Origin of the sequence: Streptomyces sp. Sge12 (assembly GCF_002080455.1) — a bacterium.
Taxonomy (GTDB): Bacteria; Actinomycetota; Actinomycetes; order Streptomycetales; family Streptomycetaceae; genus Streptomyces.
Genome location: NZ_CP020555.1, coordinates 3835173 through 3860244 on the forward strand (window position 1 = coordinate 3835173; position 25072 = coordinate 3860244).

A 25072-nucleotide genomic window follows, 5' to 3' on the forward strand; every position below is an offset into this window, starting at 1 on the left:
GCGCTATTGCGCCAGGGCCTTCGTCTATTCCGGGGTACCGGTCCGACGGCTCAGCCTGCGGTGTACATCGTCGTACGCCCCCTGACCTTGGACATGCCCCATCCGGAAGAGGTGTACGCCTGTGCCCGCTCTTGTGCTGCTCGGAGCTCAGTGGGGTGACGAGGGCAAGGGAAAGGCCACCGACCTGCTCGGTGGATCCGTTGACTATGTAGTGCGCTACCAGGGCGGCAACAATGCCGGCCACACGGTCGTCGTGGGCGACCAGAAGTACGCACTGCACCTTCTCCCTTCCGGCATCCTCTCCCCCGGATGCACCCCGGTCATCGGTAACGGTGTCGTCGTGGACCCGGCCGTCCTGCTCTCCGAGCTGCGCGGCCTCAACGAGCGCGGCATCGACACCTCCAAGCTGCTCATCAGCGGCAACGCGCACCTGATCACGCCGTACAACGTGACCCTCGACAAGGTGGGCGAGCGTTTCCTGGGCAAGCGCAAGATCGGTACGACCGGTCGCGGCATCGGCCCGACGTACGCGGACAAGATCAACCGCATCGGCATCCGCGTCCAGGACCTCTACGACGAGTCGATCCTGATCCAGAAGGTCGAGGCGGCGCTGGAGGGCAAGAACCAGCTCCTCGCGAAGCTGTACAACCGCCGCGCGATCGACGCCGCCCAGATCGTCGAGGAGATGCTCCAGTACGCGGAGCAGATCAAGCCGTACGTCGCCGACACCACCCTGATCCTCAACAACGCGCTGGACGAGGACAAGGTCGTGCTGTTCGAGGGCGGCCAGGGCACGCTGCTCGACGTCGACCACGGCACCTATCCCTTCGTCACCTCGTCCAACCCGACCGCCGGCGGCGCCTGCACCGGTACCGGCGTGGGCCCGACGAAGATCAGCCGTGTCATCGGCATCCTCAAGGCCTACACGACCCGGGTCGGCGCGGGCCCGTTCCCGACCGAGCTGTTCGACCAGGACGGCGAGGACCTGCGCCGCATCGGCGGCGAGCGCGGCGTGACCACCGGACGTGACCGCCGCTGCGGTTGGTTCGATGCGCCGATCGCACGTTACGCCACCCGCGTGAACGGCCTCACGGACTTCTTCCTGACGAAGCTGGACGTACTGACCGGCTGGGAGCAGATCCCGGTCTGCGTCGCGTACGAGATCGACGGCAAGCGCGTCGAGGAGCTGCCGTACTCGCAGACGGACTTCCACCACGCGAAGCCGATCTACGAATACCTCCCCGGCTGGTCCGAGGACATCACCAAGGCCAAGACCTTCGAGGAGCTGCCGGCGAACGCCCAGGCGTACGTCAAGGCCCTGGAGGAGATGTCGGGCGCCCCGATCTCCGCGATCGGCGTCGGCCCCGGCCGTACCGAGACGATCGAGATCAACTCGTTCCTCTAGTACCGGGCAGTCCCGGGCAGTCCCGACCGGACCCCCGAAGGGGCGGCAGGCGCATCCGCGCCCGCCGCCCCTTCGGCGTTCACCGGGGGGGGCCGCGCCGGCCGCGGTGGCCGCGAAAAAGTGCCGGACGAAATTTTCCCGTCCCCTGTCACATTCGGGCGCGCGCATGGGTCAGTGCGGTGTGGACCCCGATCGAGACCCCGATCGGGAGTCGCCCCGACACCGACCGAAGGACAGCAGACATGGCGAACACCTCCATCTCGCGGATGCCCAACCCGGCCGAGTTCGTCCCCGAGCTGAACGACATCAGCGCCGCCCTGTTCCGGGCCACGGGCAACCGCTCGGTCCCGCGCACCACCATGAGCCTGGTCCACCTGCGGGCCGGGCAGATCGTCGGCAACACCTACCTGACCATCCTGAACACCGGCTTCCTCCGCAAGGCCGGGGAGTCCGAGGAGCGCATCACCGCCGTCTCCTCCTGGCAGGACGCCCCCTACTTCACGGACGCCGAGCGCGCCGCCCTCGCCCTCGTGGAGGCCACCCTCCAGCCCGCCCCGCACGGGCGGGAGCGGGTCACCGACGAGCTGTACGCCGAGGTCGCCGCGCACTACGACGAGAAGGCCCTGGCCACCCTCACGATCGCGATCGGGCAGATCAACTTCTTCATCGCCCTGGCGGTCATCGGCAAGCCGCAGCCGGTCGCCTCGCTGGCCGACGAGCAGTGGGACTAGCCCCCACCCCCCGGCGGGGGCCTCGGCCCGCCCCAGCAGGGCGGGCCGGCTCTCGGGGGGCGGGTTCCGGGTGGGCGGAAATATGATGTGCACGGGCTGTGCACGCAGCGGAAGCAGGGACGGATGGATGCATCTCGGAGCGTTCCGTGAGTCCTCGCCGTGCCCCGCGGGCGGCCAGCGCCGACCTGCTCAGCACCCTCGGACGGCTCGCCGACCAGGCCCGCCGCGGGGTGGAGCTCCAGCAGGCCCGGGTGGACCTGGCCGAGGCGCTGCAGAGCGAGATGCTGCCCGCCTCCCTGCCCGCGCTGCCGGGCCTGCGCACCGCGGCCCGGTACTCGCCGGCCCGGCACGGCCTGGACATCGGCGGCGACTGGTATGACGGCTTCAAGCTGCCGGAGGGTGCGCTCGCCTTCTGCATCGGTGACGTCCAGGGGCACGACGTGGAGGCGGCCGCCTTCATGGGGCAGGTGCGGATCTGTCTGCGTGCCGTGGCCGGTGTCGTCGTCGATCCGGGCGAGGTGCTGAGCCGGGCCAACGAGGTGCTGCTCTCCATGGACCGCGAGCTCTTCGCGACCTGCACCCTGCTCCGCTTCGATCCGGAGACCCGGGAGCTGGAGACCGCCCGGGCCGGCCATGTCCCGGCGGTCTGGGCCACCGTCGACGGCGCCTACGGCATAGCCGAGGACGACGGCGGCCTGCCGCTGAACCTGATGCCCGGGGCGGGCTACGCCGTCACCCGGCGCCGCCTGACGAAGGCGGGGTCGATCGTCCTGCTCACGGACGGCGTGGTGGAGGGGCCGAAGTTCCCGATCGAGGTGGGACTGGAGCGGGTGGCCCAGGTGGTCCGGGAGGCCGCGGGCACCGATCCGGGCGAGCTGGCCGCCGAGGTGATGAAGGTGGCCGACTCCACCGGCCACACCGATGACGCCGCCGTGCTCGTCCTCAGCCACGACGCCTTCGGACCCCGGTAGCGCACGGTAGAGGTAGAGCGCGGTAGCGCGTGTCACGGCCCGCCCGGGCCTCGGCCTGTTGTCTGATGCTGTGGTGCGCACCGAGGGATGGCGACGTCTGCCCGCAGCTCTGCTGCCGATCCTCGCCGTCGCCCTCGCCTACTACGCGGGCGGACTGATCGGCCTCTACCAGCGCGTGGTCGTGGGCGGTGCCGAGGTCACGCCCCTGTGGCTGCCGACCGGAGTCGCCGTGACCGCCCTGCTGTGGCTGGGCCTGCGGGCCTGGCCGGGGATCGCGCTCGGTACGTACCTCACCATCGAGCGGCTCACCGATTTCGACCCGCCCGGTCTGATCATCGTCGCGGGGAACGTCCTCGCCCCGGTGTGCGCGTACCTGATGCTCCGCAAGGCCGGTTTCCGTACCGAGCTGGACCGGCTGCGGGACGCGCTGGCGCTGGTCTTCCTGGGCGGCCTGTGGCCCATGCTCATCAGCGCCACGATCGGAACCTGGACGCTGGTGCTCACCGGCGACCTGCCGATGTCGCAGTTCTGGCCCGTGTGGACCGCCTGGTGGGCCGGGGACGCGATGGGTGTGCTGGTGCTGACCCCGCTGCTGCTCGTGCTGCCCAGGGTCGTGGCGGCCCGGCGGCCCCTGGACGGTTACCGCGCGGCCGAGGCGGCGGCGCTGGCGATCACGGTCGTCGTCGTCACCCTGGTGGCCACCCGGAGCAGCCTCTCGCTGCTCTTCCTCGTCTTCCCCGTGATCATCTGGGCGGCCGTCCGCTTCCAGCTCGCCGGGAGCGCCCCGGTCACCCTCCTGGTCTCGGTCCTGGCGATCTCGGCGGCCACCGACCACGCCGGGCCCTTCGCCGATCACAGCCTCCTGGAGGTCATGATCAACCTCCAGGGGCTCAACGGCGCTGCGGCCCTGACCGGGCTGCTGCTGGCGGCTCTGGTCACCGAGCAGAACAATGTGCGGCTGAAGATCGAGCAGGTCTGCGAGGACCTGGCCGAACTGGTGGAACACCTGGCCCCGGGAACGTCGGACCGCTGGACGGAGCCGGACGGCTAGACGCGCCGTACCGGGCACCTCCGGGCAGCTCGCTCAGCGGCTGGGAGTGGGGGTGGACCCGCCCTTTTCGAGGACGAGGTCGGCCGACCAGGCTTCACCGAACTTGGTCTCCTTGCCGTCGGCGTTGGCGGAGTACACGCCTTCCAGCGGGATCTTCTCGCCGGCCGAGGAGGACTGGAGCACGTCGCAGACCTCGGCGACCGTGGACACCGGGGTGTCCTTGATCGCAGTGACGACGTCGTACGTGCCCAGGTTGGCCTTGGCCGCGGGCGAGTTCGTCCGGGTGCTGACGACGAACACCCCGGTCACACCCTTGTCCATCAGCTTCTTCTGGGTCTGCTCCGCCTCGGCCTGCTCCTCCTCGACGAAGTTCGCGCCGAGTTCCGGGTCGTCCAGGGCCAGGAGCCGCCAACCGGGGTCGTTCTTCATGACTCCGGAGGCCAGGCTGTCGATCACCGGACGGGCGTGATCGGCGCTGATGGCGTAGAACTGCCCCTGCACTTCCCCGGTGGCGGCCAGCGAGTTGATCCCGACGACCTTCCCCTCGCCGTTGAGCAGCGGGCCACCGGAGTTGCCCGCGTTCACGGTCGCGGAGTGCTGGATCGTGGCGGGATAGCGCGGCATCGAGGTGGAGGGCTCGGCGTCCACGACGTTCGGGTTCTGCACCGAGCCGGCCGTGTAGATGGCCTTCTGGTCCGCCTGGCCGAGCCCTGCCGGGTAGCCGAGCGCGGTGACCGTGTCGGCGACCTCGACCTCCTTGCTCTTGTCGAACTCCAGGGCCTTCAGCTCCGCAGGCTTCGAGGTGAACGCCAGGACCGCCAGGTCCTCGCAGGGATCGATGCCGATCACCCGGGCGGCTGCCGGGGGCTGGTCCCCGACCGCGACCTTCAGGGAGGGCTCGTCGGCGACCACATGGGCATTGGTGACGATGAGCCCCCTGTCCGCGTCGTAGACGAAGCCGCTCCCCTCGGAGTACTTCCCGACGACGCGAACGGTGGCGGGCGCCGCCTGTTCGTAGATCTTCTTGGGGTCCTTGTCGTCCGCCCGGGCGGACGGCAAGGACAGGGCCCCGAGCACCACTGTCGCGGCGGCCAACACGGCGCCGCTGCGCTGCACCTTCATAGGTCCGCAACCTTCCAGAGGTCGGATCCCTCTTTCAGGCTAGTCCCGGGTGCCCGACGTGTCCTGGCAGACGGTTGGTTGAGCGTTGCACGAAGTGACGGGCCGTCGGTGGGGCCCGATACGGGGACACGGATTCGGGGACACCGGCGTCCGGAACGCGCAAAAGCGCCCCGGGAGCGGATCCCGGGGCGCCCTCACACGACGGACTAGTTGGTCTCGTAGTAGCCGAAGACGTCGACGACCAGGTCGGCGGTCGCCCACTCCTCCCAGCTCTGGTTGAAGAAGTCGACGATGCCGTTCTCACCGGAGCTCGCCTGGACCAGGTTCGCGACGGTCTTGCCGGTCGTCCAGTTCAGGGTGGAGGAACCGGGGGCGTCCACCGGATCGGTGGTCCCGTTGCGGTAGTCCTCGATCGAGTTCGGGTCCGGGGCGACGGACAGGTAGCCGGTGTTGGCCGTGTTGGTGACCGTGGTGTTCAGCACGTAGCCCGAGATCCCGTCCTCCGCGGCGTCGGGGGTGAACGGCACGGGCAGGAAGTAGCCGCCGGGGATCTTCCCGTGGAAGGCGTCCTTGGGCTCGCGGGTGTCCAGTCGGCGGACCGGGGAGATCGGGACGAAGGAGCCCCTGCTGTCCGGACTGTAGAAGCCGACCACGTCGACGACAACGTCGATACCGGCGTAGGCGCCGTTGCGGAAGCTGATCTTGCCGTCCTTGCCGACCGGCACGATCACCGAGTTGGCGATGGTCTGCCCGGCGGCGAAGTTCAGGCTGGAGGTGTCCGGCGCCGCCTGGCCGCTCGGGTAGACGGTCAGGTGACCGTACTTGCCCGGGTCGGTGACGGTGACGTTCAGCGCGACGGCGGTGACGCCGTGGGGCACGCCGCGCAGGCCGCTGATCTGGGTGCTGAAGGAGCCCTGGCCGCCCAGCTTGCCGCGGTACGTGCCGAGACCCTCGCGGGTGTCGACGAAGCGGGCCGGGGTCATCGAGGTGTAGCCGCTGGCCGACTTCGTCGTGAAGTAGCCGGTGACGTCGGCGATCAGGTGGGCCGAGCCGGTCCAGCTGCCGTTGTACAGGTCGACGTAGCCGTTCTTGCCGACCGGCACGATGACCTGGTTCGGTACGGTCTGACCCTTCTCCCAGTTGACGTTGGACGTCTTCGGGCGGACCCCGCCCTCCGGGAAGGCGGTGACGAAGCCGGAGTCGCTGGTCTCGGTGGCGGTCACGTTGAGGACGACCGCCGTGACCCCCTCGGGGATGCCGGCGTTGCCGCCGACCTTCACCCGGGCGGTACCGGAGGACCACACGGCGCCCTGGGGCCCGCCGAGCCCGGTACGGGTGTCCAGGAGGCGCGTGGGAGCCAGCGGGGTGAACTCCGAGCCCGCGGTGCCGTAGGGGAGCTCGTTGACGACCTGGACCGCGTTCGCGGTGTCGGTCACCGTGACCTTGATGTTGTACTCGCCGAGCTCCGCGTAGGAGTGCCGGTGCGTCAGCGGGCCGGCACCGGAGGCCGCGACGACGCTCTGCTGCCCGTCGCCCCACTCGACGGTGACGGTCAGCGACGCGTTCTCGCTGATCAGGTCGGTCACCAGCTCCAGCCCGTGGGCCGTGGTGCTCGTGGCCGCCAGGACGACGTTCAGGCCCGGGTTGCCCTCGGCCGCGACTGCCTTCCCCTTGGCAGCCGGCAGGGTCTTGCGGACCGACTTCTCGGCAGGGCTCCTGAACGTCTTGAAGTTCGACGCCGCGGCCTTGTCGAGGTCGAGCTTCGGCGCCGACACGGGCGGCGCCACGGGCTCGGCCGCCTGGGCCATGCCCGGCGCGAGACCGAGCGTGGCCGCGATGACGGCAACGGAAATTACGAGACGGCGACTGCGCACCGGCCCCCCCATTTTTTGAACGTGCTCAGTATTGAAGTTCCAGAGTACACAATCCTTCCGGGTGTGATCAGGAATTTCCTTCTGAGTGCGGGGAGTTGGCGTGATTCTGTCCGACAGTGCGCACAATGCCCCCTTCGGAATCTGCGGGACCTACCAGGCCAGCTGCGAGATCTCCTCGGCGACCACCGCGCACGCGTCCGCCGCCGGATCGATCAGCGGGAAGTGACCCACCGCGTCCAGCAGCGTCAGCCCGACCATCTCCCCGGCCTTCGCGGCCGCCGCCACGTACGCCTCGGCCACCTGCTGCGGGACCACGATGTCGTCCCGGCCCTGCACCACCGCCGTGGCGATCCCCGTCGGCAGCAGCGCCGCCGGATCGGCGTACGGCAGTCGCTCCTCCCAGTGCTCCGCCCCGCCCAGCAGCTGCGCACTCGCGCCGCCGCACACGCCCAGCTCCTGCGCCACCGTGAAGTCCGCGATCGGCGCCAGTGCCACCACACCGCGCAGCATCGGCGGGGAGGGCAGCCGCCACGGGGAGTCGGACGCGAGCACGTGCCGGGCCGCGGCCCACAGCGCGAGGTGGCCGCCCGCCGAGTGGCCGGTGACCACCGTGCGGCGGACATCGGCCTGCGGGAGCGCGGTGGCCGCCAGCGCCGGGAGGGCGTCCATCGCGGCGGCGACGTCGTCGAAGGTCTCCGGCCAGCGCCCGGCGACCGGACCCTCGGCGTTCTGGTGCGGCAGGGTACTGCCGCGCCGGTACTCGACGTTGGCGACCGCGAAACCCCGCCGGGCCAGGAAGTCCGCGAAGGGCGTGACGTGCTGCCGGTCGTACGGGGCCCGCCACGCACCGCCGTGCAGCAGCACCACCAGAGGGGCCGGGCCCCGGGTCTCGCCGCGCGGGGCGTAGAAGTCGACGACGTGGTCGGGGTGTTCCCCGTACGCGGCGGTCGCGTCCGGTGCCACGGCCGGATGGGCGAAGGCCGAGGCGGCCTCGGCGGCGTCCCGTTCCACTGCGGCGGGGTCCGTCATCGGCTCAACCTCTCGGTAACGCGTGGGACAGCGGGGACAGATGTTCCGGTGTTTCGGCAGAGCGGGACCGTATCAGTCTGGAACGGGCCGTTCCGTGCAGGTCCCGGAATATGACCGGGCGGACGGAGCCGTAGCCCCGCCCGCCCGGTGATGTGACGTTTCGCTACCGAGTCACCCGAAAACGTGACCCAGTGCGCGCGCGGCACGCTCGGCGTCGGCGAAACCGACATAGAGCGGGGTGAAGCCGAAGCGCAGGACGTCGGGTGCGCGGAAGTCGCCGATGACGCCCCGGGAGATGAGCTCGCCCATGACCTCGCGGGCGTTCTCGGTCCGCAGCGAGATCTGGCTGCCGCGGCGCTCGTGCTCGTCCGGGGTGACCGATTCGACCCGGCCCTGCGGGACGTACGCCGCCACGCACTCGAGGAAGAAGTCGGTCAGGGCGAGGGACTTGGCCCGTACCGCTTCGACGGACACCCCGTCCCAGGCGTCGAGCGCCGACTCCAGGGCCAGCATGGACAGGATGTCCGGCGTGCCGACGCGGCCGCGGGTCGCGCCCTGCGCCGCCTCGAACGCCGGGGTCATCGCGAAGGGGTCCGCGTGACCGTTCCAGCCCGGGAGCGGGGAGTCGAAGCCGGCCTGGTGGCGGGCGGCGATGTACAGGTACGCGGGCGCGCCGGGGCCGCCGTTGAGGTACTTGTACGTGCAGCCCACCGCGAGGTCGACGGCGTGCTCGTCCAGACCGACCGGCAGGGCGCCGGCGGAGTGGCACAGGTCCCAGACCGTGATCGCCCCGGCGGCGCGGGCCGCCGCGGTGAGGGCGGGCAGGTCGTGGAGCCGTCCGCTGCGGTAGTCGACGTGGTTGAGGAGCACCACGGCGGTGTCCGCGTCCATGGCCTCGGCCGCGTCCGAGGGGTCCACCGGGACGACGGTCAGGCCCGTCATCCGGGCCGCCGACTGCGCGATGTAGCCGTCGGTGGGGAAGGTGGCGGCGTCGACCAGCATCTTGGTCCGGCCGGGGGCCGCGAGACGGGCGGCGCCGACCAGGGCCTTGAAGAGGTTGACGCTGGTGGAGTCGCCGACGACCACCTGGCCGGGGGCCGCGCCGACGAGCGGGGCCAGCTTGTCGCCGATCCGCTCGGGCGCGGTCCACCAGCCGCTCTCGTCCCAGGACCGGATGAGGAGCTCGCCCCACTGCCTGGCGACGACGTCGGCGGTGGTGTCCGCGACCCCGGCCGGCAGGGCGCCGAGGGAGTTGCCGTCCAGGTAGACGACCCCGTCGGGGAGGGTGAAGCGCTCGCGCAGCTTCGCCAGCCCGTCCGCGGCGTCCAGCTCGGCCGCACGGCTGCGCAGGTCCGCCGAGGCGTCCTTCGCCGTGTGCTCCGCGGTGTCCTGCATGGTGTCCTGCGCCGTGTCCTTCGTGTCCGCCGCTGTGACGGTGGAGTCGTCAGACATAGCTGCGGGCCGTCCAGAGCTCCGGGAAGACGTTCTTCGTCGCCCGCTTCTCCAGCCAGGTCACACCGGCCGAGCCGCCCGTGCCCGTCTTCGCGCCCATGGCGCGGCGGGTGGCGACCAAGTGGTCGTTGCGCCAGCGCCAGACGAGCTCGGCGACATCGGTGAGGACCTCGCCGAGGCGGTGCAGGTCCACGGTCTCGGGCGTGTCCGGGGCGGCGTACAGGCCGGTCCAGACGGCCTCGACCTCGGCCGAGGGCTCGTAGCGCAGGGAGAGGTCGCGGTTCAGGACGGCGTCCGGGACCGGGAGCCCGCGGCGGGCGAGCAGGCGCAGCACCTCGTCGTAGAGGCTGGGCTCGTGCAGGGCCTTCTCCAGCTCCGCGTGGACGCGCGGGGCGCCCCGGTGCGGGACCAGCATGGAGGAGGACTTCTCGCCGAGCAGGAACTCCATCCGGCGGTACATCGCCGACTGGAAACCGGAGCCCTCGCCGAGGGCGGAGCGGTAGGCGTTGAACTGCCCCGGGGTGAGCTGGGCCAGCGGGCGCCAGGAGGCGTTGAGGGCCTCCAGCTCGCGGAGTGAACGTTTCAGCGCATCCATCGCGACCGGGATGCGGTCCTCGCGCAGGGCCTTCGTGGCGGTTTCCCACTCATGGACGATGACCGTGAACCACAGCTCCATGACCTGGGTCGTGACCAGGAAGACCATCTCGCCCGGGTCGTCCGAACGGAGGTGCTGGAGGTGGGTGAGAACGTCCGCCTGGACGTAGTCCTCGTACGGGGTCGTGCCGTCGAAGTCGAGGTTCGGGGTGTCCGACCCGCCGACTCCGGAGGCATCAAGGGTTTTCGACATCGCTGTCTCCTCGACACGTGCTTCCGGGTAGCGGTCCGCCCCTTCCGTGAGGTGAGTGGAGCCCCGGTCCCCTGCCCGCATCATAGGACCCTGTCGCGGCCGCGCTCCAGCGGAGAGTGACGCAGACCACACTATTTCGGTCGCGTCACTCCCCGCCGTACGGGATCAGGCGCTCAGCGTGTCCGCCGCCGTCGGGGAGGAGTCGCGCAGGAAGGTCGAGCAGCGCTCGTACTCCTCCTTCTCGCCGATGGCCTCGGCCGCGCGGGCCAGGGCGTTCAGGGCGCGCAGGAAGCCGCGGTTCGGCTCGTGCTCCCACGGCACCGGGCCGTGGCCCTTCCACCCGGCGCGGCGCAGGGCGTCGAGGCCGCGGTGGTAACCCGTACGGGCATAGGCGTACGACTCGACCGTGTTGCCGGCGGCGAAGGCCTCGTCGGCAAGGACCGCCCAGGCGAGCGACGACGTGGGGTGCGCGGCGGCCACCTCGACGGCGGGGGTGCCGGCGGCGATGGCCTCGCGGCCCGGCTCGTCGGGCAGGTGGGTGGGGGCGGGGCCCCCGAGCAGGTTCTGGTGAATGGACATGCCCCCAGTCTGCCGGGCCGCCGCCCCCGGGTTGAGCGGCGGTACGCCGCGTCCTCGTACGGGGCGGCACGGACCCGGGGCCGAGGGCCTCTGCGGGGCCCCGTGCGGGGGCGGTTCACACCGTCACCGAGCGGGTGTTCACCTCCCTGCGCGGCCACTCGCCGGGGCGAACGCCGAAGGGCCCGGCCTCCGTCACGGGACGGGGGCCGGGCCCTTCGGTACGGCTCGCTGCGGCCGACTACTTCAGCTTGGTGCCCGTGGAGCGCAGGTTCGCGCACGCCTCGGCGACGCGCGCGGCCATGCCCGCCTCGGCGGCCTTGCCCCAGGTGCGGGGGTCGTACTTGGACTTCGTACCGACCTCGCCGTCGACCTTCAGGACGCCCGCGTAGTTGCGGAACATGTGGTCGACGACCGGGCGGGTGAAGGCGTACTGGGTGTCGGTGTCGAGGTTCATCTTCACGACGCCGTTCTCCAGCGCGGTGGCGATCTCCTCGGCCGTGGAGCCCGAACCGCCGTGGAAGACGAAGTCGAACGGCGAGGCCTTGCCGTACTTCTCGGCGACACCGGCCTGGAGGTCCTTGAGGAGCTCGGGGCGCAGGACGACGTTGCCCGGCTTGTAGACGCCGTGCACGTTGCCGAACGAGGCGGCCAGCAGGTAGCGGCCCTTCTCGCCCAGGCCGAGGGCCTCGGCGGTGCGGATCGCGTCGTCGACGGTCGTGTACAGCTCGTCGTTGATCTCGTGGCTGACGCCGTCCTCCTCGCCACCGGTCGGGGTGATCTCGACCTCAAGGATGATCTTGGCGGCGACGGCCTTGGCGAGCAGCTCCTGGCCGATGGCCAGGTTGTCGGCCAGGGTCTCGGCGGAACCGTCCCACATGTGCGACTGGAAGAGCGGGTTCAGACCGCGGGCCACGCGCTCGGCGGAGATGTCGAGCAGCGGACGTACGTAGCCGTCCAGCTTGTCCTTCGGGCAGTGGTCCGTGTGCAGGGCGACCGTGATGTCGTACTTGGCGGCCACGATGTGCGCGAACTCGGCCAGGGCGACCGCGCCGGTGACCATGTCCTTGTTGTGCTGGCCACCCAGGAACTCCGCACCACCGGTGGAGATCTGGATGATGCCGTCGCTCTCGGCCTCCGCGAAGCCGCGCAGGGCAGCGTGCAGGGTCTGGGAGGAGGTCACATTGATGGCCGGGTAGGCGAACTTGCCTGCCTTCGCCCGGTCGAGCATCTCGTTGTAGACCTCGGGGGTTGCGATGGGCATCTGTCCGCTCCTTGGATGTGCGGGGAGTGTGCTTATTGCGGGCCCTGACCTGGGGGCGACGTCATCGTCGCGCCTATCTTTCCAGACTCGGCGCGGGGGTCCAGCCCGCCGGTCTCACGTGGTGGGCGAACGGCCCGGGATGTTTCACGTGAAACATCCCGGGCCGCCGTGTTTCGCCAGGTCAGACCACTCGCAGGGGCGGCCGCGGACCTTCTTCACCAGTTCGCGCGGTGGCCGGACCTAGGACAGGCCGAGGTCCCCGAGGCGGTACCCGGTGAGGTAGGGCAGACCGGCCTCGGCAATGGCGCCGGCCGCACCGCGGTCGACGATCGTCGCGACGGCGACGACCTCGCCGCCGGCCTCGCGGACCGCCTCGACGGCGGTCAGCGGGGACCCGCCGGTGGTCGAGGTGTCCTCGACGACCAGGCAGCGCTTGCCCTTCACGTCGGTGCCCTCGATGCGGCGCTGCATGCCGTGGGCCTTCTGCGCCTTGCGGACGACGAAGGCGTCCAAGCGCTGACCGCGTGCGGCGGAGGCGTGCAGCATCGAGGTCGCGACCGGGTCGGCGCCCAGGGTCAGACCGCCGACGCAGTCGAATGCGAGCTCGGCGGTCAGGTCGAGCATGACCTGACCGACCAGCGGGGCCGCCTCGCCGTCGAGGGTGATCCGGCGGAGGTCGATGTAGTAGTCGGCCTCCAGCCCGGAGGAGAGGGTCACCTTGCCGTGCACGACGGCCTTGTCCTTGATCTGCTGCAGAAGCGCATCGCGTGTGCCTGACGGCGTTACTTCATTGACGTCACTCATGCCCCTGAGCTTAAGGGGGCCCGAGGGGTCGCTAGCCGAGACGGCGCCAGGTCCAGGTGGTGGAGACCTCCAGCGGATCCACCGGGGTGACCAGGCGCGGGAGGGTGTTCAGCCCGTTCGGCGGGCCCGACTGGGGCTCCACGCAGACCGCCTCGGGCTCCTCGTCGTAGATGACCACCCATTCGGCCCGGCTGGTGACCCGCAGCTCGAGGGCACCGGGCCAGGTGAGGGTGACGTCGACGCCGTGCGGCATCCCGAAGCAGTCGTCCCAGGGGCGGGGCTTCGGGTCGATGCGGTTGCCGGTGGGGATGTGGTCGGCGCCGCGCTCCTCCTGCCATGCGGGCTCGAAGGAGACCTCCGCGTCGGGGCCGCCCGCCTCGAGGTTGCGCAGGAACCAGGGGTGCCAGCCGACCTGGGCCGGGAAGGAGTCCCCGTACGTTTCGACGCCCATCGTGAGGGTCAGCGAATCCTCGGCGAGCGAGACGACCTGGGTCACCCGGCCGTGGTACGGCCACGGGTCGGTGAGGTCGTAGGCGAAGGCGGCCTCGGTGGCGCCGGCTCCGGCCGGGCGCCAGGGTGCGTCGCGGGCGAAGCCGTGGAGCGCGTGCGGCGGGTGGTTGAGCGGCATCTGATGGACGGTCGCGCCGTCGCGGAACCGCCCGTTCGCGACCCGGCCGCACCACGGGACCATCGGGAAGGCCCCGTACCTGGGACCCTGGCGCAGCAGTTCCGTCCCGTCGATGCGCAGGCTGCTGATCCGGCAGCCGTTCTCCTGGTCGACCGTCACCTCGGCGCCGCCGGCGCTCAGTTGCGTACTCATGCGGTCGACCCTAATGCGGCGGGCCCGCCGTTCAGCGACGACGGCGCAGGGCCCGGCCGATCACGACGGCCGAGGCCAGCGCGAGGGCGGCGGCCGGGGCGATCCAGCGCAGGCTGTCGCCGGCGGTGGCGGAGGCGGGCGCGGGGACCGGGGCGTACCGGCCGCGCGGCGGCGCGTGGTCCACCTCCTCCGCACTGCGGCCGATCATGGTGCGGCGGGCATGGGCGGCCTCGGCCGGGGGCTGCGGGGCCCCGTCGGTGCTGTCGAACTGACCGGCGAGGAAGGGGTCCAGGGAAGGAGGCGGCACTTCGGTCTCGAACAGGGAGGCGCTGACCTCGGAGACGTCGTCCGCGCCCCCGCCGGCCACGGACTCGGACTCGGCCACCGGGTCGTCGGGCGCGGACCCGAGGGTCAGCTGCCCGGCCGCCCGGTCCAGCAGCCGCTGCAGGGCCGTGGCCGTGGCCTCGGGCGGGAAGGCGGCGGCGCGCCCGTCGGCGGTGGCCGTGGCGGTGAAGTCCAGCCGGGTCCCCTCCGGGACGGGTGTCAGCCGCAGCTCCAGGGCGAACTTCACGGTCCCGCGTCCCCGGACCTCCGTCCCCTCGCCGTCGAAGGCGAAGTGCCCGGGGTCCCGCTCGGTGACGGTCAGGGCCCCCCGGTAGGTCACGGTGCTCCCGCCGACGCGGACCTTGAGCCGGCCCGAGACCGGCCCGGCGTCGGTGTCGGCGTCCTGCTGGAGTCCCGGCACGCACCGGGCCACCCGGGCGGGGTCGCGCAGCACGGCGCGGAGATCGTCTGCCGGTACCGGAACGAACACCTGATGCTCCATGCGGTCGAGCCTACCGACGAGACCGCACCGGGTCACGAATACCGCGGGTGCGGCAGGGTCGACGGGGGAAGTCCGGGCACCCGGGTGCGTTCCGCGTCGCGTGCGGCGTCCTGCAGGGAGCGGGTCGACAGGGAGCGCAGCGCGGGCGTGTCGCGGTCCACGCGCAGGGGCGGGTCCTGGTCCCGGGCGGCCAGGACGAAGCCCCAGTCCTGCGGCGGTGCGTCGGTCACCCCGAGCGGGGTGCGGTCGGGGCCGGCGGCGAAGCCCGTGAGGCGGCCGCCCGCGCTGTAGGGGGCGGTGCGCAGCCCGGCCGCGCGGAGGGTGGAGTCGACGGTCCAGTACGCACGCGGACGCGTGGCGAGCGGTCCGGCGTGCACGGCGATCCGGCCCCCGGGGCGCAGGGCCCGCGCGGCCAGCCCGTAGAACTCCTGCGAGTACAGCTTCGTACTGGGGGTGATGCCCGGGTCCGGGAGGTCGGAGACGATGACGTCGAAGCCGTCGCCGGCGGCCGGTCCCCGCAGCCAGCGGAAGGCGTCCTGGGTGACCACGGCCAACCGCGGGTCCTCGTAGACCCGGGCGTTGAGCGCGGAGAGCATCGGATCGGTGCGGGCCAGGCGGACCACGCCCGGGTCGAGCTCGACGACGGTCACGGAGGAGACGTCCCGGTAGCGCAGCACCTCGCGGGCGGCGAGCCCGTCGCCTCCGCCGAGGACCAGGACGCGGGCGTGCGGTCCGGTCATCGCGGGGTGGACCAGGGCCTCGTGGTACCGGTACTCGTCGTAGCCGCTGACCCGCAGCCGCCCGTCGAGGTAGAGGTCGAGGGAGCGCGGGGAGCCGGTCGACGGCCCGGTGAGCACCAGTTCCTGCACCCCGGTCTGGACGGCGACCCGCACCTCCCCGCCGTATACGGCGCGCCGGGCGGTCCGCTCGAAGTCGTCGGCGAGGACCGTCGCGGAGGCGAGCACGGCCAGTACGGTCACGTTCGCGGCGACCAGCAGCCAGCGGCAGCGCCTGCTCAGGTCCCGGCGGAACAGCCACAGGACCAGCCCGCCCCCGACGATCACGTTGACGGTGCCGGTGACCATGGCGCCGGTGAGCTGGCCGAGCATCGGGAGCAGCAGGAAGGGGAAGGCGAGGCCGCCGACGAGGGCGCCCACGTAGTCGGCGGCGAACAGGTCGGCGACGGCTCCGCCCGCGTCCTGTCTGCGGATCCGCTGGATGAGGACCATCAGCAGCGGGATCTCCGCGCCGATGAGCACCCCGATCGCGAAGGAGAAGGCGACGAGCGCGGGGCGGGACTCCCCCAGCCAGGCGAAGCTCGCGTACAGCGCTATGGCCGAGAGCCCGCCGAGGAGGGCGAGCCCGGCCTCGATGGCGCCGAAGCCGAAGGCGGGCCGGTGGCGGAAGCGCTTGGCGAGCAGGGAGCCGACGCCCATGGCGAAGACCATGACGGACAGGACGACCGACGCCTGGGTGACGGAGTCACCGATCAGATAGGTGCCGAGGGCGAGCAGCTCCAGCTCGTACACGAGCCCGCAGGCGGCGCAGATGAACACGGTGGCCAGGACGAGGAGTCGGCCGGTCCGGGGCCGTACGGGCAGGGCGGCCGGGACGGTCGCGGCGCGCCGAGGCTCCGGGGCCGGGAGCACCCGGCGCGGGACGGAACGGTCGATCATGAAGCGAACCGTACGTCACCGCCCACTCGCATCCGGTCACCCACATGGGTGCAAGTGGGGTGCTGATCCCGCCAGTTGGCGTAACCAGGGCGGGATAATCGCGCCCCGGCGCCCGCTACAGCAGCGCGGGTGATTCCAGCGCCGTCGCGGGTGCCCCCATCCGTACGCCCACCCGCGTGCGGGTGGCCACCAGCTGGCCCTCCTGCGGGTACGCGTGCCAGGTCCGCCAGCGCACCTGCCCCTCGAAGCGCTGCGCGAGCATGGCGGTGAAGGCGTGCGGACTTCCGGGAAAGGTCCCCGCTAGCCCGTTCGGGTGGTCCGCCACCAATGCGAGCAGCTCCTGGGCCCGCCCGGCGAAGGACCCGCGCGACAGGGTCTCGACCCGCGCGGCGAACTCGTACTCCCAGTCGCCGACCCGCTTGGCCACGCCGAGCGGCAGCGGCGTGCTGCTGCCGGGCATACAGGCGACCGTCTCCGAGCAGAGCACCTCCCCCTCCTCCAGGAGCACCTGGTGGGAGGCCCCGAGCAGGCGCAACTCCACCTTCGCCCCCGAGAGTTCGAGGTTCAGTACGGCCAGGGCGGGCAGCCGGTCCCGACCCAGGGCCCAGGCGAGATCGGCGGCACGCGTGTCGGTGTATGAGGTCTGGAGGGTCGTGAGCATGAGTCGGCTCCGCAAACGCGCGAGGGAGATGGGCCGGGGCCCGCCAGCGGTAGCAAGCACGGGTGGGGGGAAACCGGCACGGGTCCACAGGAAGTCCAGGGAGGTCCGAGGACTGGTCTACTCAACCGAGGGAATCATGAAAGGCACGGCACTCACAGCGTTTTTACCCAACTTGAACGGGTTTACATCCCCCCGGGGGCTCCGCAGTTCACGTGTTCAACAGGTTGCGCCCCGCGCGTCGTCATGCATCGACGAACAAGAGGGCGCCCGGCGGCAGTCAGGCCGTCGAACGCCCTCGTCACACGCGGTGCCCGCGGCCCCGCGTCAGCTGGATCCGCCGCACCCGCCACCGCCGCCGCACGAGGAGGACGATCCCCCGCACGACGAGGAGGAGCCACAGCTGGAGGAGGACGACCCGCAGCCCGAGTTCGACGAGGAGCCGCCGTCCGCCCACCAGCTGCCGCGGCCCCGGCGGCCGGACCGGGTCCGCCGCCTGGACGACCGGCCCAGCGCGTTCAGGAGGACCACCACGAAGAGAGCCACGATCACCACGAAAACGAAGACGAACCCCATGTCCGCCACCTCTCTCACACCCCGGTCTTCCCGGGGGAGCAGGATCCCCGCGTCCTGCGTGAAGGGGGGATGCCCACGGCCCGTACGACCCAAAGCACACTTGAGGAAGTCCAGAGGTTGCCCGCAGGATGACGCCCATGAGCGCACCCGTGAGCAGCGACCGCCCCTTCCTGAACCGCCGCCTCGCGGCCTTCGGCACGACGATCTTCGCGGAGATGTCGGCGCTGGCCGGCCGCACCGGTTCGATCAACCTCGGCCAGGGCTTCCCCGACACCGACGGTCCCGCGCAGATCGCGCAGGCGGCCTCCCGCGCGGTCCTCACGGGACTCGGCAACCAGTACCCGCCGGGGCCCGGCGTCCCGGAGCTGCGCACCGCGATCGCCGCGCACCAGCAGCGCTTCTACGGCCTCGCGTACGACCCCGACACCGAGGTCCTCGTCACCGCCGGCGCCACGGAGGCCATCGCCGCGTCCCTGCTCGCCCTGCTGGAACCGGGTGACGAGGTCATCGCGCTGGAGCCGTACTACGACTCGTACGCGGCCTGCATCGCCATGGCCGGCGCGGTGCGCGTCCCCGTCACCCTGCGCCCGCACGCCGGAGCCTTCGTCCTCGACCTGGACGAACTGCGCGCCGCCGTCACCCCGCGCACCCGCCTGCTGCTCCTGAACACCCCGCACAACCCGACGGGCACCGTCCTGACCCCGGCCGAACTCGCCGCGGTCGCCGAGCTGGCCGTCGAGCGCGACCTGCTGGTCGTCACGGACGAGGTGTACGAGCACCTGGTCTTCGAAGGCGCCCACACCCCCCTGGCGGGCCTGCCGGGCATGCGCGAGCGGACGGTCACCATCTCCTCGGCCGGCAAGACCTTCTCGTTCACGGGCTGGAAGGTCGGCTGGGTCACCGCGCCCCCGGAACTGGTCACGGCGGTCCGCTCGGCGAAGCAGTTCCTCACCTACGTCTCCTCGGGCCCCTTCCAGTACGCGATCGCCGAGGCCCTCGCCCTGCCCGACGCGTACTACGACACCTTCCGCGCGGACCTGGCCGCCAAGCGCGACATCCTCGCCGACGGCCTGGCGGCGGCCGGCTTCGAGGTCTACCGCCCGCAGGGCACCTACTTCATCACCACGGACATCACCCCCCTCGGCGAGAAGGACGGCCTCGCCTTCTGCCGCGCCCTCCCCGAACGCTGCGGCGTGGTCGCCATCCCGAACCAGGTCTTCTACGACGACAAGTCCGCGGGCGCCACCCAGGTCCGCTGGGCCTTCTGCAAGCGCGAGGAAGTCCTGCGGGAGGCCGTGGAGCGGCTGCGGGAGCTTTAGGGGCGCGGCGCGGATTCCGTCCGGAGCGGGCGTTCGCGTGCCGGTCACCAAGCGTCCTTGCGGGGTTGTGTGGCCGGTGTGAAGCTGTGCGTCGTGCACCTGCCCCAAGCCCTCACCAACGGGTGAGCGGACCCACCACGGCGAGCCGGAAAGTCGGGATTCATGGCAACGGGCAGAGCGGCCGTGTCCGCGTCGCCGCTGGAGATGCGCGCGGTCAGGGCCGTACGGTCCGCCGCGCCCACCACCGTGATAGCGCTCGGGGTGTTCGCCGCCGTGCGCGGGGCCGGGGTGCTGGTGCTCGCCCTCGGGGCCTGGTGGGCCGGGCGGGATCCGCTCAAGGTGCTCGGCCGGTCCTGGGACTCCGACTGGTACCTCAGGATCGCCGCCCACGGCTACGGGCGGACCCTGATGTGGCCCGAGGCCGCCACCGGCACCGGGCCCGTGCAGAGCGACCTCGCCTTCTTCCCGCTCTACCCGACCCTGGTACGGGTCGTCTCCGAGGTACTGCCCGGCGGGACGGTCCCCGCCGCGCTCCTCGTCGCCTGGGTCTCCGCCGGGGTGGCCGCCCTCGGGATCTACCGGGTCGGGGAGCGGGTGATCGGCCCGCGCGCCGGACTGCTGCTCGTCGGGCTGTGGGCGGCGCTGCCGCACGCGGTGGTGCTGACCCTCGCCTACACCGAGGCCCTGCTGGCCGCCTTCGCCGCGTGGGCGCTGCACGCCCTGCTGCGCGGCCGCTGGCTGTGGGCCGCGGGCCTCGCCGTACTGGCCGGGCTGACCCGGCCCACCGGGCTGGCCGTCGCGGCCGCCGTCTCGGCCATGGCCCTCCACGAGATCGTCGTACGAAGATCCCGGGAACCCGAGGTGTGGCTGGCCGGGCTGCTGGCGCCGGCGGGCTGGGCGGCGTACGTCCTCGGCGTCGGGCTGAAGGTGGACGACCCGCTCGGCGGATACTTCGCCGTGCAGCGCAGCTGGGGATCGCGCTTCGACTTCGGCATCGGGGCGCTGCGCTCGGCGGAGCGGGTGCTGACCGGCGGGCACGTGCCGCTCGCCACCACCGTGACGGTGGTCCTGCTGGCCGCCGCCGGGCTGCTGGCGGCCTCGCTGCTCCTGGACCGCACCCCGCTGCCGCTGCTCGCGTACACCGCGGTCCTGCTGGTGATGGCCTACGGCGGGGCGGGCTTCTTCGAGTCCAAGCCGCGCTTCCTGCTGCCGGCCTTCCCGCTGCTCCTGCCGGTGGCCGCGGTCATGGCGAGAGCCCGGCCGCGCACCGCGGTCATGGTGACCGCGGTGGTGGCCGGGCTCTCGTACGGCTACGGGCTGTACCTGTTGCTGGTCGCCCGCGTGCCGCTGTAACGGCTAGTTGCTGGCGTCGCCGTTGCTGTCGTCGTCGCCGTCGGCGGAGTCGATGTCCTGCTCCAGGCCGAGCTGCTCGACGAGCCACTTGTCGAACTCGATGGACGCGCGGACCCAGCTGACCGTGGAGGACACGAAGTGCTCCAGGTTGACGCCGGTGCCGATCAGCATCTGCGCCTCACCGATCAGGCGGACCGAGCCGTCGTCGTGGGTGTGGCTGTAGACCTTCGGCCACAGGGTGCGGCGGTTCCAGTCGTCGATCGACTCGAGAAGCTGGGGCTTCTCGTCGATCTTGTGCGGACGGTCGTAGAAGGTACGCACAGAGAAAACCTGCTGCTCGTCCTCGCCGCGGAACATGAAGTAGGTACGGAACTCCTCCCACGGCGCCGCGAGGTCACCCTCGTCGTCGACGACGTACTTGAGTTCCATCTGCTCCAGCAGCTGCTTGACCAGATCCTGGTCGGGGACGACGGGGCCCGCCGGTCCTGTGGCCTGCGGTTCGGGCTGCTGCCCTCCGAAGTTCGGAATCGAGGCCGGGTCGATGCTCACCGTGTACTTCCCTTCGTGCGGATACCTGCATCCTCCCCCATGTCGCCCACCCCGTGTCCAGCCCCGGAGGCCCTATCCGCTCCGGGCGGAAACGCGTCCCGCCCGGAGCCCGGCCCCGGCCCGCCCGGAGCCCGCCCGGAGCCCGCCCGGAGCCCGCCCGGAGCGGGCCGGGGGCCGGCCGGGGGAGCTCAGAGTGCCTTGCCGACCAGCAGGTCCTCGCCCGCCACGTCGACCCGTACCGTGTCGCCGTCCCTGACCTCGCCGGAGAGGATCTCCTTCGCCAGCCGGTCGCCGATCGCCGTCTGGATCAGGCGGCGCAGCGGCCGGGCGCCGTACGCCGGGTCGTTGCCCTTGTCCGCCAGCCAGGCCAGGGCCTCGGGGGTGACGTCCAGGGTCAGCCGGCGGTCGGCGAGGCGCCGGGCCAGGCGGCCGATCTGGAGCTCCGCGATGTGGGCGAGCTCGTCCCGGTTCAGCGCGGAGAAGACGACCAGGTCGTCCAGGCGGTTGAGGAACTCCGGCTTGAAGGAGGCCCGCACCACGTCCAGGACCTGCTGCTTCTTCTGCTCCGCCGGGGTGAGCGGGTCCACCAGGAACTGGCTGCCCAGGTTCGAGGTCAGGATGAGGATGGTGTTGCGGAAATCCACCGTCCGGCCCTGCCCGTCCGTGAGCCGGCCGTCGTCCAGGACCTGGAGCAGGACGTCGAAGACCTCGGGGTGGGCCTTCTCCACCTCGTCCAGCAGCACCACGCTGTAGGGGCGGCGGCGGACGGCCTCGGTCAGCTGGCCGCCCTCCTCGTAGCCGACGTAGCCGGGCGGGGCGCCGACGAGACGGGCCACGCTGTGCTTCTCGCCGTACTCCGACATGTCGATGCGGACCATGGCCCGCTCGTCGTCGAAGAGGAAGTCGGCGAGCGCCTTGGCCAGCTCCGTCTTGCCCACGCCGGTGGGGCCGAGGAAGAGGAAGGAGCCGGTCGGGCGGTCCGGGTCGGCGATGCCGGCGCGGGTGCGGCGCACGGCGTCCGAGACGGCCCGCACGGCCTCGCCCTGGCCGATCAGCCGGCGGCCCAGCTCGTCCTCCATGCGGAGCAGCTTCTGGGTCTCGCCCTCCAGCAGCCGGCCGGCCGGGATGCCGGTCCAGGCGCCCACCACGTCGGCGATGTCGTCGGGGCCGACCTCGTCCTTGACCATCGCGGACTTGGAGCTGCCGGTCTTGGAGGCCTCTTCCTCCTCCTCGGTGGCCTCCGCCAGCTCGCGCTCCAGGGTCGGGATCTCCCCGTAGAGCAGCTTGGAGGCGGTGTCGAAGTCGCCGTCGCGCTGGGCGCGCTCGGCCTGGCCGCGCAGGTCGTCCAGGCGTTCCTTGAGTTCACCGACCCGGTTGAGGGACTGCTTCTCCTTCTCCCAGCGGGCGGTCAGGCCGCGCAGCTCCTCCTCCCGGTCCGCGAGGTCCTTGCGGATCTTCTCCAGGCGCTCGATGGAGGCCGGGTCGGACTCGTTCTTCAGGGCCAGCTCCTCCATCCGCAGCCGGTCCACGGAGCGCTGGAGCTCGTCGATCTCCAGCGGGGAGGAGTCGATCTCCATGCGCAGCCGGGACGCGGCCTCGTCGACGAGGTCGATGGCCTTGTCGGGGAGGAAGCGGGAGGTGATGTACCGGTCGGAGAGGGTCGCGGCGGCCACCAGCGCACTGTCGTTGATCACGACCTTGTGGTGGGCCTCGTAGCGGCCCTTGAGCCCGCGCAGGATCGCGATCGTGTCCTCGACGGACGGCTCGGCGACCAGCACCTGCTGGAAGCGCCGCTCCAGCGCCGGGTCCTTCTCGATCCGCTCGCGGTACTCGTCGAGGGTGGTCGCGCCGACCATCCGCAGCTCGCCGCGGGCCAGCATGGGCTTGAGCATGTTGCCGGCGTCCATGGCGGAGTCGCCGCCGGCGCCCGCGCCGACGACCGTGTGCAGCTCGTCGATGAAGGTGATGATCTGGCCGTCGCTCGACTTGATCTCGGCCAGTACGGTCTTCAGCCGCTCCTCGAACTCGCCGCGGTACTTGGCGCCGGCGACCATGGCGCCGAGGTCCAGGGAGACGAGGCGCTTGTTCTTCAGGGACTCGGGGACGTCGCCCTTGATGATGCGCTGGGCCAGGCCCTCGACGACGGCGGTCTTGCCGACGCCGGGCTCGCCGATGAGCACCGGGTTGTTCTTCGTACGGCGCGAGAGCACCTGCACGACGCGCCGGATCTCCTGGTCGCGGCCGATGACCGGGTCGAGCTTGCCCTCACGCGCCGCTGCGGTGAAGTCGGTGCCGAACTTCTCCAGGGCCTTGTACTGGCCCTCGGGATCGGGGGTGGTCACCCGCCGTCCTCCTCGTGCGTTCTCGAAGGCGTCGAGCAGCTTCTTCGCCGTCGCGCCCTGGGTGGAAAGGACCTCGCCGGCCGCGCCGCCCTTGGCGGCGATGGCGATGAGGAGGTGTTCGGTGGAGAGGTAGTCGTCGCCGAGCCGGCCGGCCTGCGCGTCGGCCTCGGCGAGTACGGCGAGCAGGTCGCGGGAGGGCTGCGGGGGCGCGACCGTGGACCCGGTGACGCTGGGCAGGGCCGCGAGCAGCCGCTCGGCGCCGCTGCGCACGGCGACCAGGTCGGCGTCGGTGGCGACCAGCAGGTCGGTCAGGTTCTCGTTGTCCTCGCCGGCGAGGAGGGCCAGCAGCAGGTGCGCGGGGGTCAGATCCGCATGGCCGTCCTTGACGGCCCTGCTGGTGGCGGCGTTCAGCGCGTCACGGCTCTTGTTGGTCAGCTCGGCGTCCACTGCGTCTTCTCCTCTCCCCGAGGGGTGCGTCCTCCAACAACACTGACAGCGTCAGCGTATGCAAAGTTGAGTCTATTCCACTCAAGGCAACTGAGGACACCGTTGCGCCGTACCCTTCGGCGCATGTCCCATGACGTACTCAACCCGACGCCCGAGTACCTCGCCTTCTGGCGGGAGCGGCACGTCTGCACCCTGACCACCCCGCGCCCCGACGGCACGCCCCACGTGGTGCCGGTGGGCGTGACGTACGACCCGGAGGCCGGCCTGGCCCGGGTGATCAGCAACCGGCACAGCAAGAAGGTGCGCAACATCCTGGTGGCGCAGGAGGCGCAGCCGCAGGGCGCACGCGTCGCGGTCTGCCAGATGGAGGGGCGGCGCTGGGCCACCCTGGAGGGCCGCGCGGTGATCCGCACGGACGAGGCGTCGGTCGCCGACGCGGTGGCGCGCTACGCGGAGCGCTACGGGCGCACGCCGTCGCCCAATCCCGACCGCGTGGTCATGGAGATCACCCTGGACCGGGCCATGGGGCGCGCGTAGAAGGGGTGCCGTGCCGGTCGGGCCGGACACACCCCTGGGGCGGTTGATTCTTCATCTTGTCCGGTTCAGGCACTGGACGCGGACATCACAACGGCGCCATCGTGGTCAGGTCCACGATGGCGCCGTTGTGTGGGGGTAGCGCCTGAGCGATCTGGAACGACGGGGGAATCGCTTCAGGCACTGCGGGGGGTGGCGGTGGTGATATCGGGTTCGAAGAGCTGGTGGTCGCGCTGATCGAGATTGACGAAGACCATTCCGTAGCGCACCTCGCAGCGGACGGGCTGCGGCGCGCCCCGCGGGCGGCGCAGGCACCGGTAGGCACGTACGTCCTCGTCCTCCTCGCGCACGACGACGATCGGTTGGCCGAACAGGGTGACCATCAGCGAGTCGCCAGGGTGGGGGATGGCCGTGGCGAGATCGATGAACTGCCAGCCCGAGCGGTACGCGGAGGCCATCTCGCGGCGGAAGCCGCGGTCGTCGGGGGTCACGCGGACACCGTCACAGGGGTCTCGGTCCAGCCCGTATCGTCCTTACCCCCGCCACTCAGCCGGCCGCTGGTCCAGCCGGTGTCCGCGTACTTACCCACGGGCGCCGTGGTCCAGCCGGTGTCGAACTCCGTGCTCGTCAGGCTCGTGCCCTGACCGTCCCTAGCGCTCCCCGCGTCACTTTCGACGGCGCTGACTGCCCCAAAAACCGCAACGGCGGAGAAAACTATGGCAAGCACCGAGCGAAGCATTCTCTTGTACATGGTCGGCTTCGTCCTCACTTGATGGAATCCTCTCCCCCGCGTGACAGACGATGGCTCATTCAGGCACGTCAATGCCACAGGGACGATGCATCATG

The 25072-nt window shown here is 71.3% G+C and carries 24 protein-coding genes; 7 read left to right on the forward strand and 17 right to left on the reverse strand.

The features are described 5' to 3' along the window. Positions 1-121 precede the first annotated feature (121 nt). The 4 genes from B6R96_RS16990 (at position 122) to B6R96_RS17005 (ending at position 4158) form a co-directional block, all read left to right on the forward strand. Positions 122-1405 carry an adenylosuccinate synthase gene (locus tag B6R96_RS16990; RefSeq protein WP_030383703.1) on the forward strand — a complete coding sequence of 428 codons (1284 nt, stop codon included), beginning with the start codon at positions 122-124 and terminating at the stop codon, positions 1403-1405. A 242-nt stretch (positions 1406-1647) separates the two neighbouring features. Beyond that, positions 1648-2136 carry a carboxymuconolactone decarboxylase family protein gene (locus B6R96_RS16995; RefSeq protein ID WP_053167174.1) on the forward strand — a complete coding sequence of 163 codons (489 nt, stop codon included), beginning with the start codon at positions 1648-1650 and terminating at the stop codon, positions 2134-2136. 146 nt (positions 2137-2282) lie between these two features. After that, the gene (locus B6R96_RS17000) at positions 2283-3107 is read left to right on the forward strand and encodes a PP2C family protein-serine/threonine phosphatase (RefSeq protein ID WP_030383705.1); all 825 of its coding nucleotides are present in this window, start codon (positions 2283-2285) and stop codon (positions 3105-3107) included. A 70-nt stretch (positions 3108-3177) separates the two neighbouring features. Further along, entirely contained in the window at positions 3178-4158 is a 981-nt protein-coding gene (locus B6R96_RS17005; protein ID WP_081522861.1) for an MASE1 domain-containing protein, read from the forward strand. Positions 4159-4191: 33 nt separating this feature from the next. Here B6R96_RS17005 and B6R96_RS17010 read toward each other — a convergent pair whose 3' ends face one another. From B6R96_RS17010 to B6R96_RS37275, 13 genes are all read right to left on the reverse strand, one after another. Next, positions 4192-5280: a S1C family serine protease gene (locus tag B6R96_RS17010; RefSeq protein ID WP_081522862.1), complete on the reverse strand. Its 1089-nt coding sequence runs from the start codon at positions 5278-5280 to the stop codon at positions 4192-4194. Positions 5281-5486: 206 nt separating this feature from the next. Next, positions 5487-7154: a hypothetical protein gene (locus B6R96_RS17015; protein ID WP_159040171.1), complete on the reverse strand. Its 1668-nt coding sequence runs from the start codon at positions 7152-7154 to the stop codon at positions 5487-5489. Between the two features lie 150 nt (positions 7155-7304). After that, positions 7305-8183 carry an alpha/beta hydrolase gene (locus B6R96_RS17020; RefSeq protein ID WP_081522863.1) on the reverse strand — a complete coding sequence of 293 codons (879 nt, stop codon included), beginning with the start codon at positions 8181-8183 and terminating at the stop codon, positions 7305-7307. Between the two features lie 171 nt (positions 8184-8354). Next, positions 8355-9578, reverse strand: coding sequence for a kynureninase (gene kynU, locus B6R96_RS17025; RefSeq protein WP_081525132.1), 1224 nt, complete (start codon positions 9576-9578; stop codon positions 8355-8357). A gap of 49 nt (positions 9579-9627) precedes the next feature. Further along, positions 9628-10482: a tryptophan 2,3-dioxygenase family protein gene (locus B6R96_RS17030; protein WP_030383711.1), complete on the reverse strand. Its 855-nt coding sequence runs from the start codon at positions 10480-10482 to the stop codon at positions 9628-9630. A gap of 165 nt (positions 10483-10647) precedes the next feature. After that, on the reverse strand, positions 10648-11061 hold the full coding sequence (locus B6R96_RS17035; RefSeq protein WP_053167184.1) for a DUF3151 domain-containing protein: 414 nt from the start codon (positions 11059-11061) through the stop codon (positions 10648-10650). 238 nt (positions 11062-11299) lie between these two features. Beyond that, positions 11300-12322: a class II fructose-bisphosphate aldolase gene (fbaA, locus tag B6R96_RS17040; RefSeq protein ID WP_081522864.1), complete on the reverse strand. Its 1023-nt coding sequence runs from the start codon at positions 12320-12322 to the stop codon at positions 11300-11302. A 240-nt stretch (positions 12323-12562) separates the two neighbouring features. Continuing rightward, entirely contained in the window at positions 12563-13126 is a 564-nt protein-coding gene (gene pyrE, locus B6R96_RS17045) for an orotate phosphoribosyltransferase (protein ID WP_081522865.1), read from the reverse strand. Positions 13127-13157: 31 nt separating this feature from the next. Then, the gene (locus B6R96_RS17050; RefSeq protein ID WP_053701133.1) at positions 13158-13946 is read right to left on the reverse strand and encodes an aldose epimerase family protein; all 789 of its coding nucleotides are present in this window, start codon (positions 13944-13946) and stop codon (positions 13158-13160) included. Positions 13947-13977: 31 nt separating this feature from the next. After that, on the reverse strand, positions 13978-14772 hold the full coding sequence (locus B6R96_RS17055; protein WP_081522866.1) for an SRPBCC family protein: 795 nt from the start codon (positions 14770-14772) through the stop codon (positions 13978-13980). Between the two features lie 32 nt (positions 14773-14804). Next, positions 14805-16448, reverse strand: a complete 1644-nt coding sequence (locus B6R96_RS17060) for a polyamine aminopropyltransferase (protein WP_030383717.1) — start codon at positions 16446-16448, stop codon at positions 14805-14807. Between the two features lie 115 nt (positions 16449-16563). Beyond that, on the reverse strand, positions 16564-17109 hold the full coding sequence (locus B6R96_RS17065; protein ID WP_053701135.1) for a DUF2617 family protein: 546 nt from the start codon (positions 17107-17109) through the stop codon (positions 16564-16566). A gap of 298 nt (positions 17110-17407) precedes the next feature. Next, positions 17408-17563, reverse strand: a complete 156-nt coding sequence (locus B6R96_RS37275) for a hypothetical protein (protein WP_159396335.1) — start codon at positions 17561-17563, stop codon at positions 17408-17410. 247 nt (positions 17564-17810) lie between these two features. Between B6R96_RS37275 and B6R96_RS17075 the strand changes: the two genes are divergently transcribed. Then, complete coding sequence (locus tag B6R96_RS17075; RefSeq protein WP_443069909.1) at positions 17811-19001, forward strand: pyridoxal phosphate-dependent aminotransferase; 1191 nt, start codon at positions 17811-17813, stop codon at positions 18999-19001. 162 nt (positions 19002-19163) lie between these two features. After that, positions 19164-20354 (forward strand): hypothetical protein, encoded by a 1191-nt coding sequence (locus tag B6R96_RS17080; protein WP_081522868.1) that lies wholly within the window; start codon positions 19164-19166, stop codon positions 20352-20354. 3 nt (positions 20355-20357) lie between these two features. Here B6R96_RS17080 and B6R96_RS17085 read toward each other — a convergent pair whose 3' ends face one another. Continuing rightward, entirely contained in the window at positions 20358-20903 is a 546-nt protein-coding gene (locus tag B6R96_RS17085; RefSeq protein ID WP_030383721.1) for a YbjN domain-containing protein, read from the reverse strand. Positions 20904-21091: 188 nt separating this feature from the next. Further along, complete coding sequence (gene clpB, locus B6R96_RS17090; RefSeq protein ID WP_081522869.1) at positions 21092-23692, reverse strand: ATP-dependent chaperone ClpB; 2601 nt, start codon at positions 23690-23692, stop codon at positions 21092-21094. A gap of 123 nt (positions 23693-23815) precedes the next feature. Between clpB and B6R96_RS17095 the strand changes: the two genes are divergently transcribed. Beyond that, complete coding sequence (locus tag B6R96_RS17095; protein WP_030383723.1) at positions 23816-24229, forward strand: pyridoxamine 5'-phosphate oxidase family protein; 414 nt, start codon at positions 23816-23818, stop codon at positions 24227-24229. Between the two features lie 173 nt (positions 24230-24402). On the opposite strand, the gene B6R96_RS17100 is transcribed toward B6R96_RS17095, so the two are convergent. Next, positions 24403-24684 carry a (2Fe-2S)-binding protein gene (locus B6R96_RS17100; protein ID WP_051762453.1) on the reverse strand — a complete coding sequence of 94 codons (282 nt, stop codon included), beginning with the start codon at positions 24682-24684 and terminating at the stop codon, positions 24403-24405. A 29-nt stretch (positions 24685-24713) separates the two neighbouring features. Further along, complete coding sequence (locus tag B6R96_RS17105; RefSeq protein ID WP_030383725.1) at positions 24714-24995, reverse strand: hypothetical protein; 282 nt, start codon at positions 24993-24995, stop codon at positions 24714-24716. Positions 24996-25072 lie beyond the last annotated feature (77 nt).

What these genes read in the sequence shown, in the direction of transcription:
- B6R96_RS16995 (WP_053167174.1), top strand. Translation starts at nt 1,648, where the DNA reads ATGGCGAACACCTCCATCTCGCGGATGCCCAACCCGGCCGAGTTCGTC.
- B6R96_RS17010 (WP_081522862.1), bottom strand. Translation starts at nt 5,280, where the DNA reads ATGAAGGTGCAGCGCAGCGGCGCCGTGTTGGCCGCCGCGACAGTGGTG.
- B6R96_RS17020 (WP_081522863.1), bottom strand. Translation starts at nt 8,183, where the DNA reads ATGACGGACCCCGCCGCAGTGGAACGGGACGCCGCCGAGGCCGCCTCG.
- kynU (WP_081525132.1), bottom strand. Translation starts at nt 9,578, where the DNA reads ATGCAGGACACCGCGGAGCACACGGCGAAGGACGCCTCGGCGGACCTG.
- B6R96_RS17030 (WP_030383711.1), bottom strand. Translation starts at nt 10,482, where the DNA reads ATGTCGAAAACCCTTGATGCCTCCGGAGTCGGCGGGTCGGACACCCCG.
- B6R96_RS17035 (WP_053167184.1), bottom strand. Translation starts at nt 11,061, where the DNA reads ATGTCCATTCACCAGAACCTGCTCGGGGGCCCCGCCCCCACCCACCTG.
- fbaA (WP_081522864.1), bottom strand. Translation starts at nt 12,322, where the DNA reads ATGCCCATCGCAACCCCCGAGGTCTACAACGAGATGCTCGACCGGGCG.
- pyrE (WP_081522865.1), bottom strand. Translation starts at nt 13,126, where the DNA reads ATGAGTGACGTCAATGAAGTAACGCCGTCAGGCACACGCGATGCGCTT.
- B6R96_RS17050 (WP_053701133.1), bottom strand. Translation starts at nt 13,946, where the DNA reads ATGAGTACGCAACTGAGCGCCGGCGGCGCCGAGGTGACGGTCGACCAG.
- B6R96_RS17055 (WP_081522866.1), bottom strand. Translation starts at nt 14,772, where the DNA reads ATGGAGCATCAGGTGTTCGTTCCGGTACCGGCAGACGATCTCCGCGCC.
- B6R96_RS17060 (WP_030383717.1), bottom strand. Translation starts at nt 16,448, where the DNA reads ATGATCGACCGTTCCGTCCCGCGCCGGGTGCTCCCGGCCCCGGAGCCT.
- B6R96_RS17065 (WP_053701135.1), bottom strand. Translation starts at nt 17,109, where the DNA reads ATGCTCACGACCCTCCAGACCTCATACACCGACACGCGTGCCGCCGAT.
- B6R96_RS17075 (WP_443069909.1), top strand. Translation starts at nt 17,811, where the DNA reads ATGACGCCCATGAGCGCACCCGTGAGCAGCGACCGCCCCTTCCTGAAC.
- B6R96_RS17080 (WP_081522868.1), top strand. Translation starts at nt 19,164, where the DNA reads ATGGCAACGGGCAGAGCGGCCGTGTCCGCGTCGCCGCTGGAGATGCGC.
- B6R96_RS17095 (WP_030383723.1), top strand. Translation starts at nt 23,816, where the DNA reads ATGTCCCATGACGTACTCAACCCGACGCCCGAGTACCTCGCCTTCTGG.
- B6R96_RS17100 (WP_051762453.1), bottom strand. Translation starts at nt 24,684, where the DNA reads ATGGCCTCCGCGTACCGCTCGGGCTGGCAGTTCATCGATCTCGCCACG.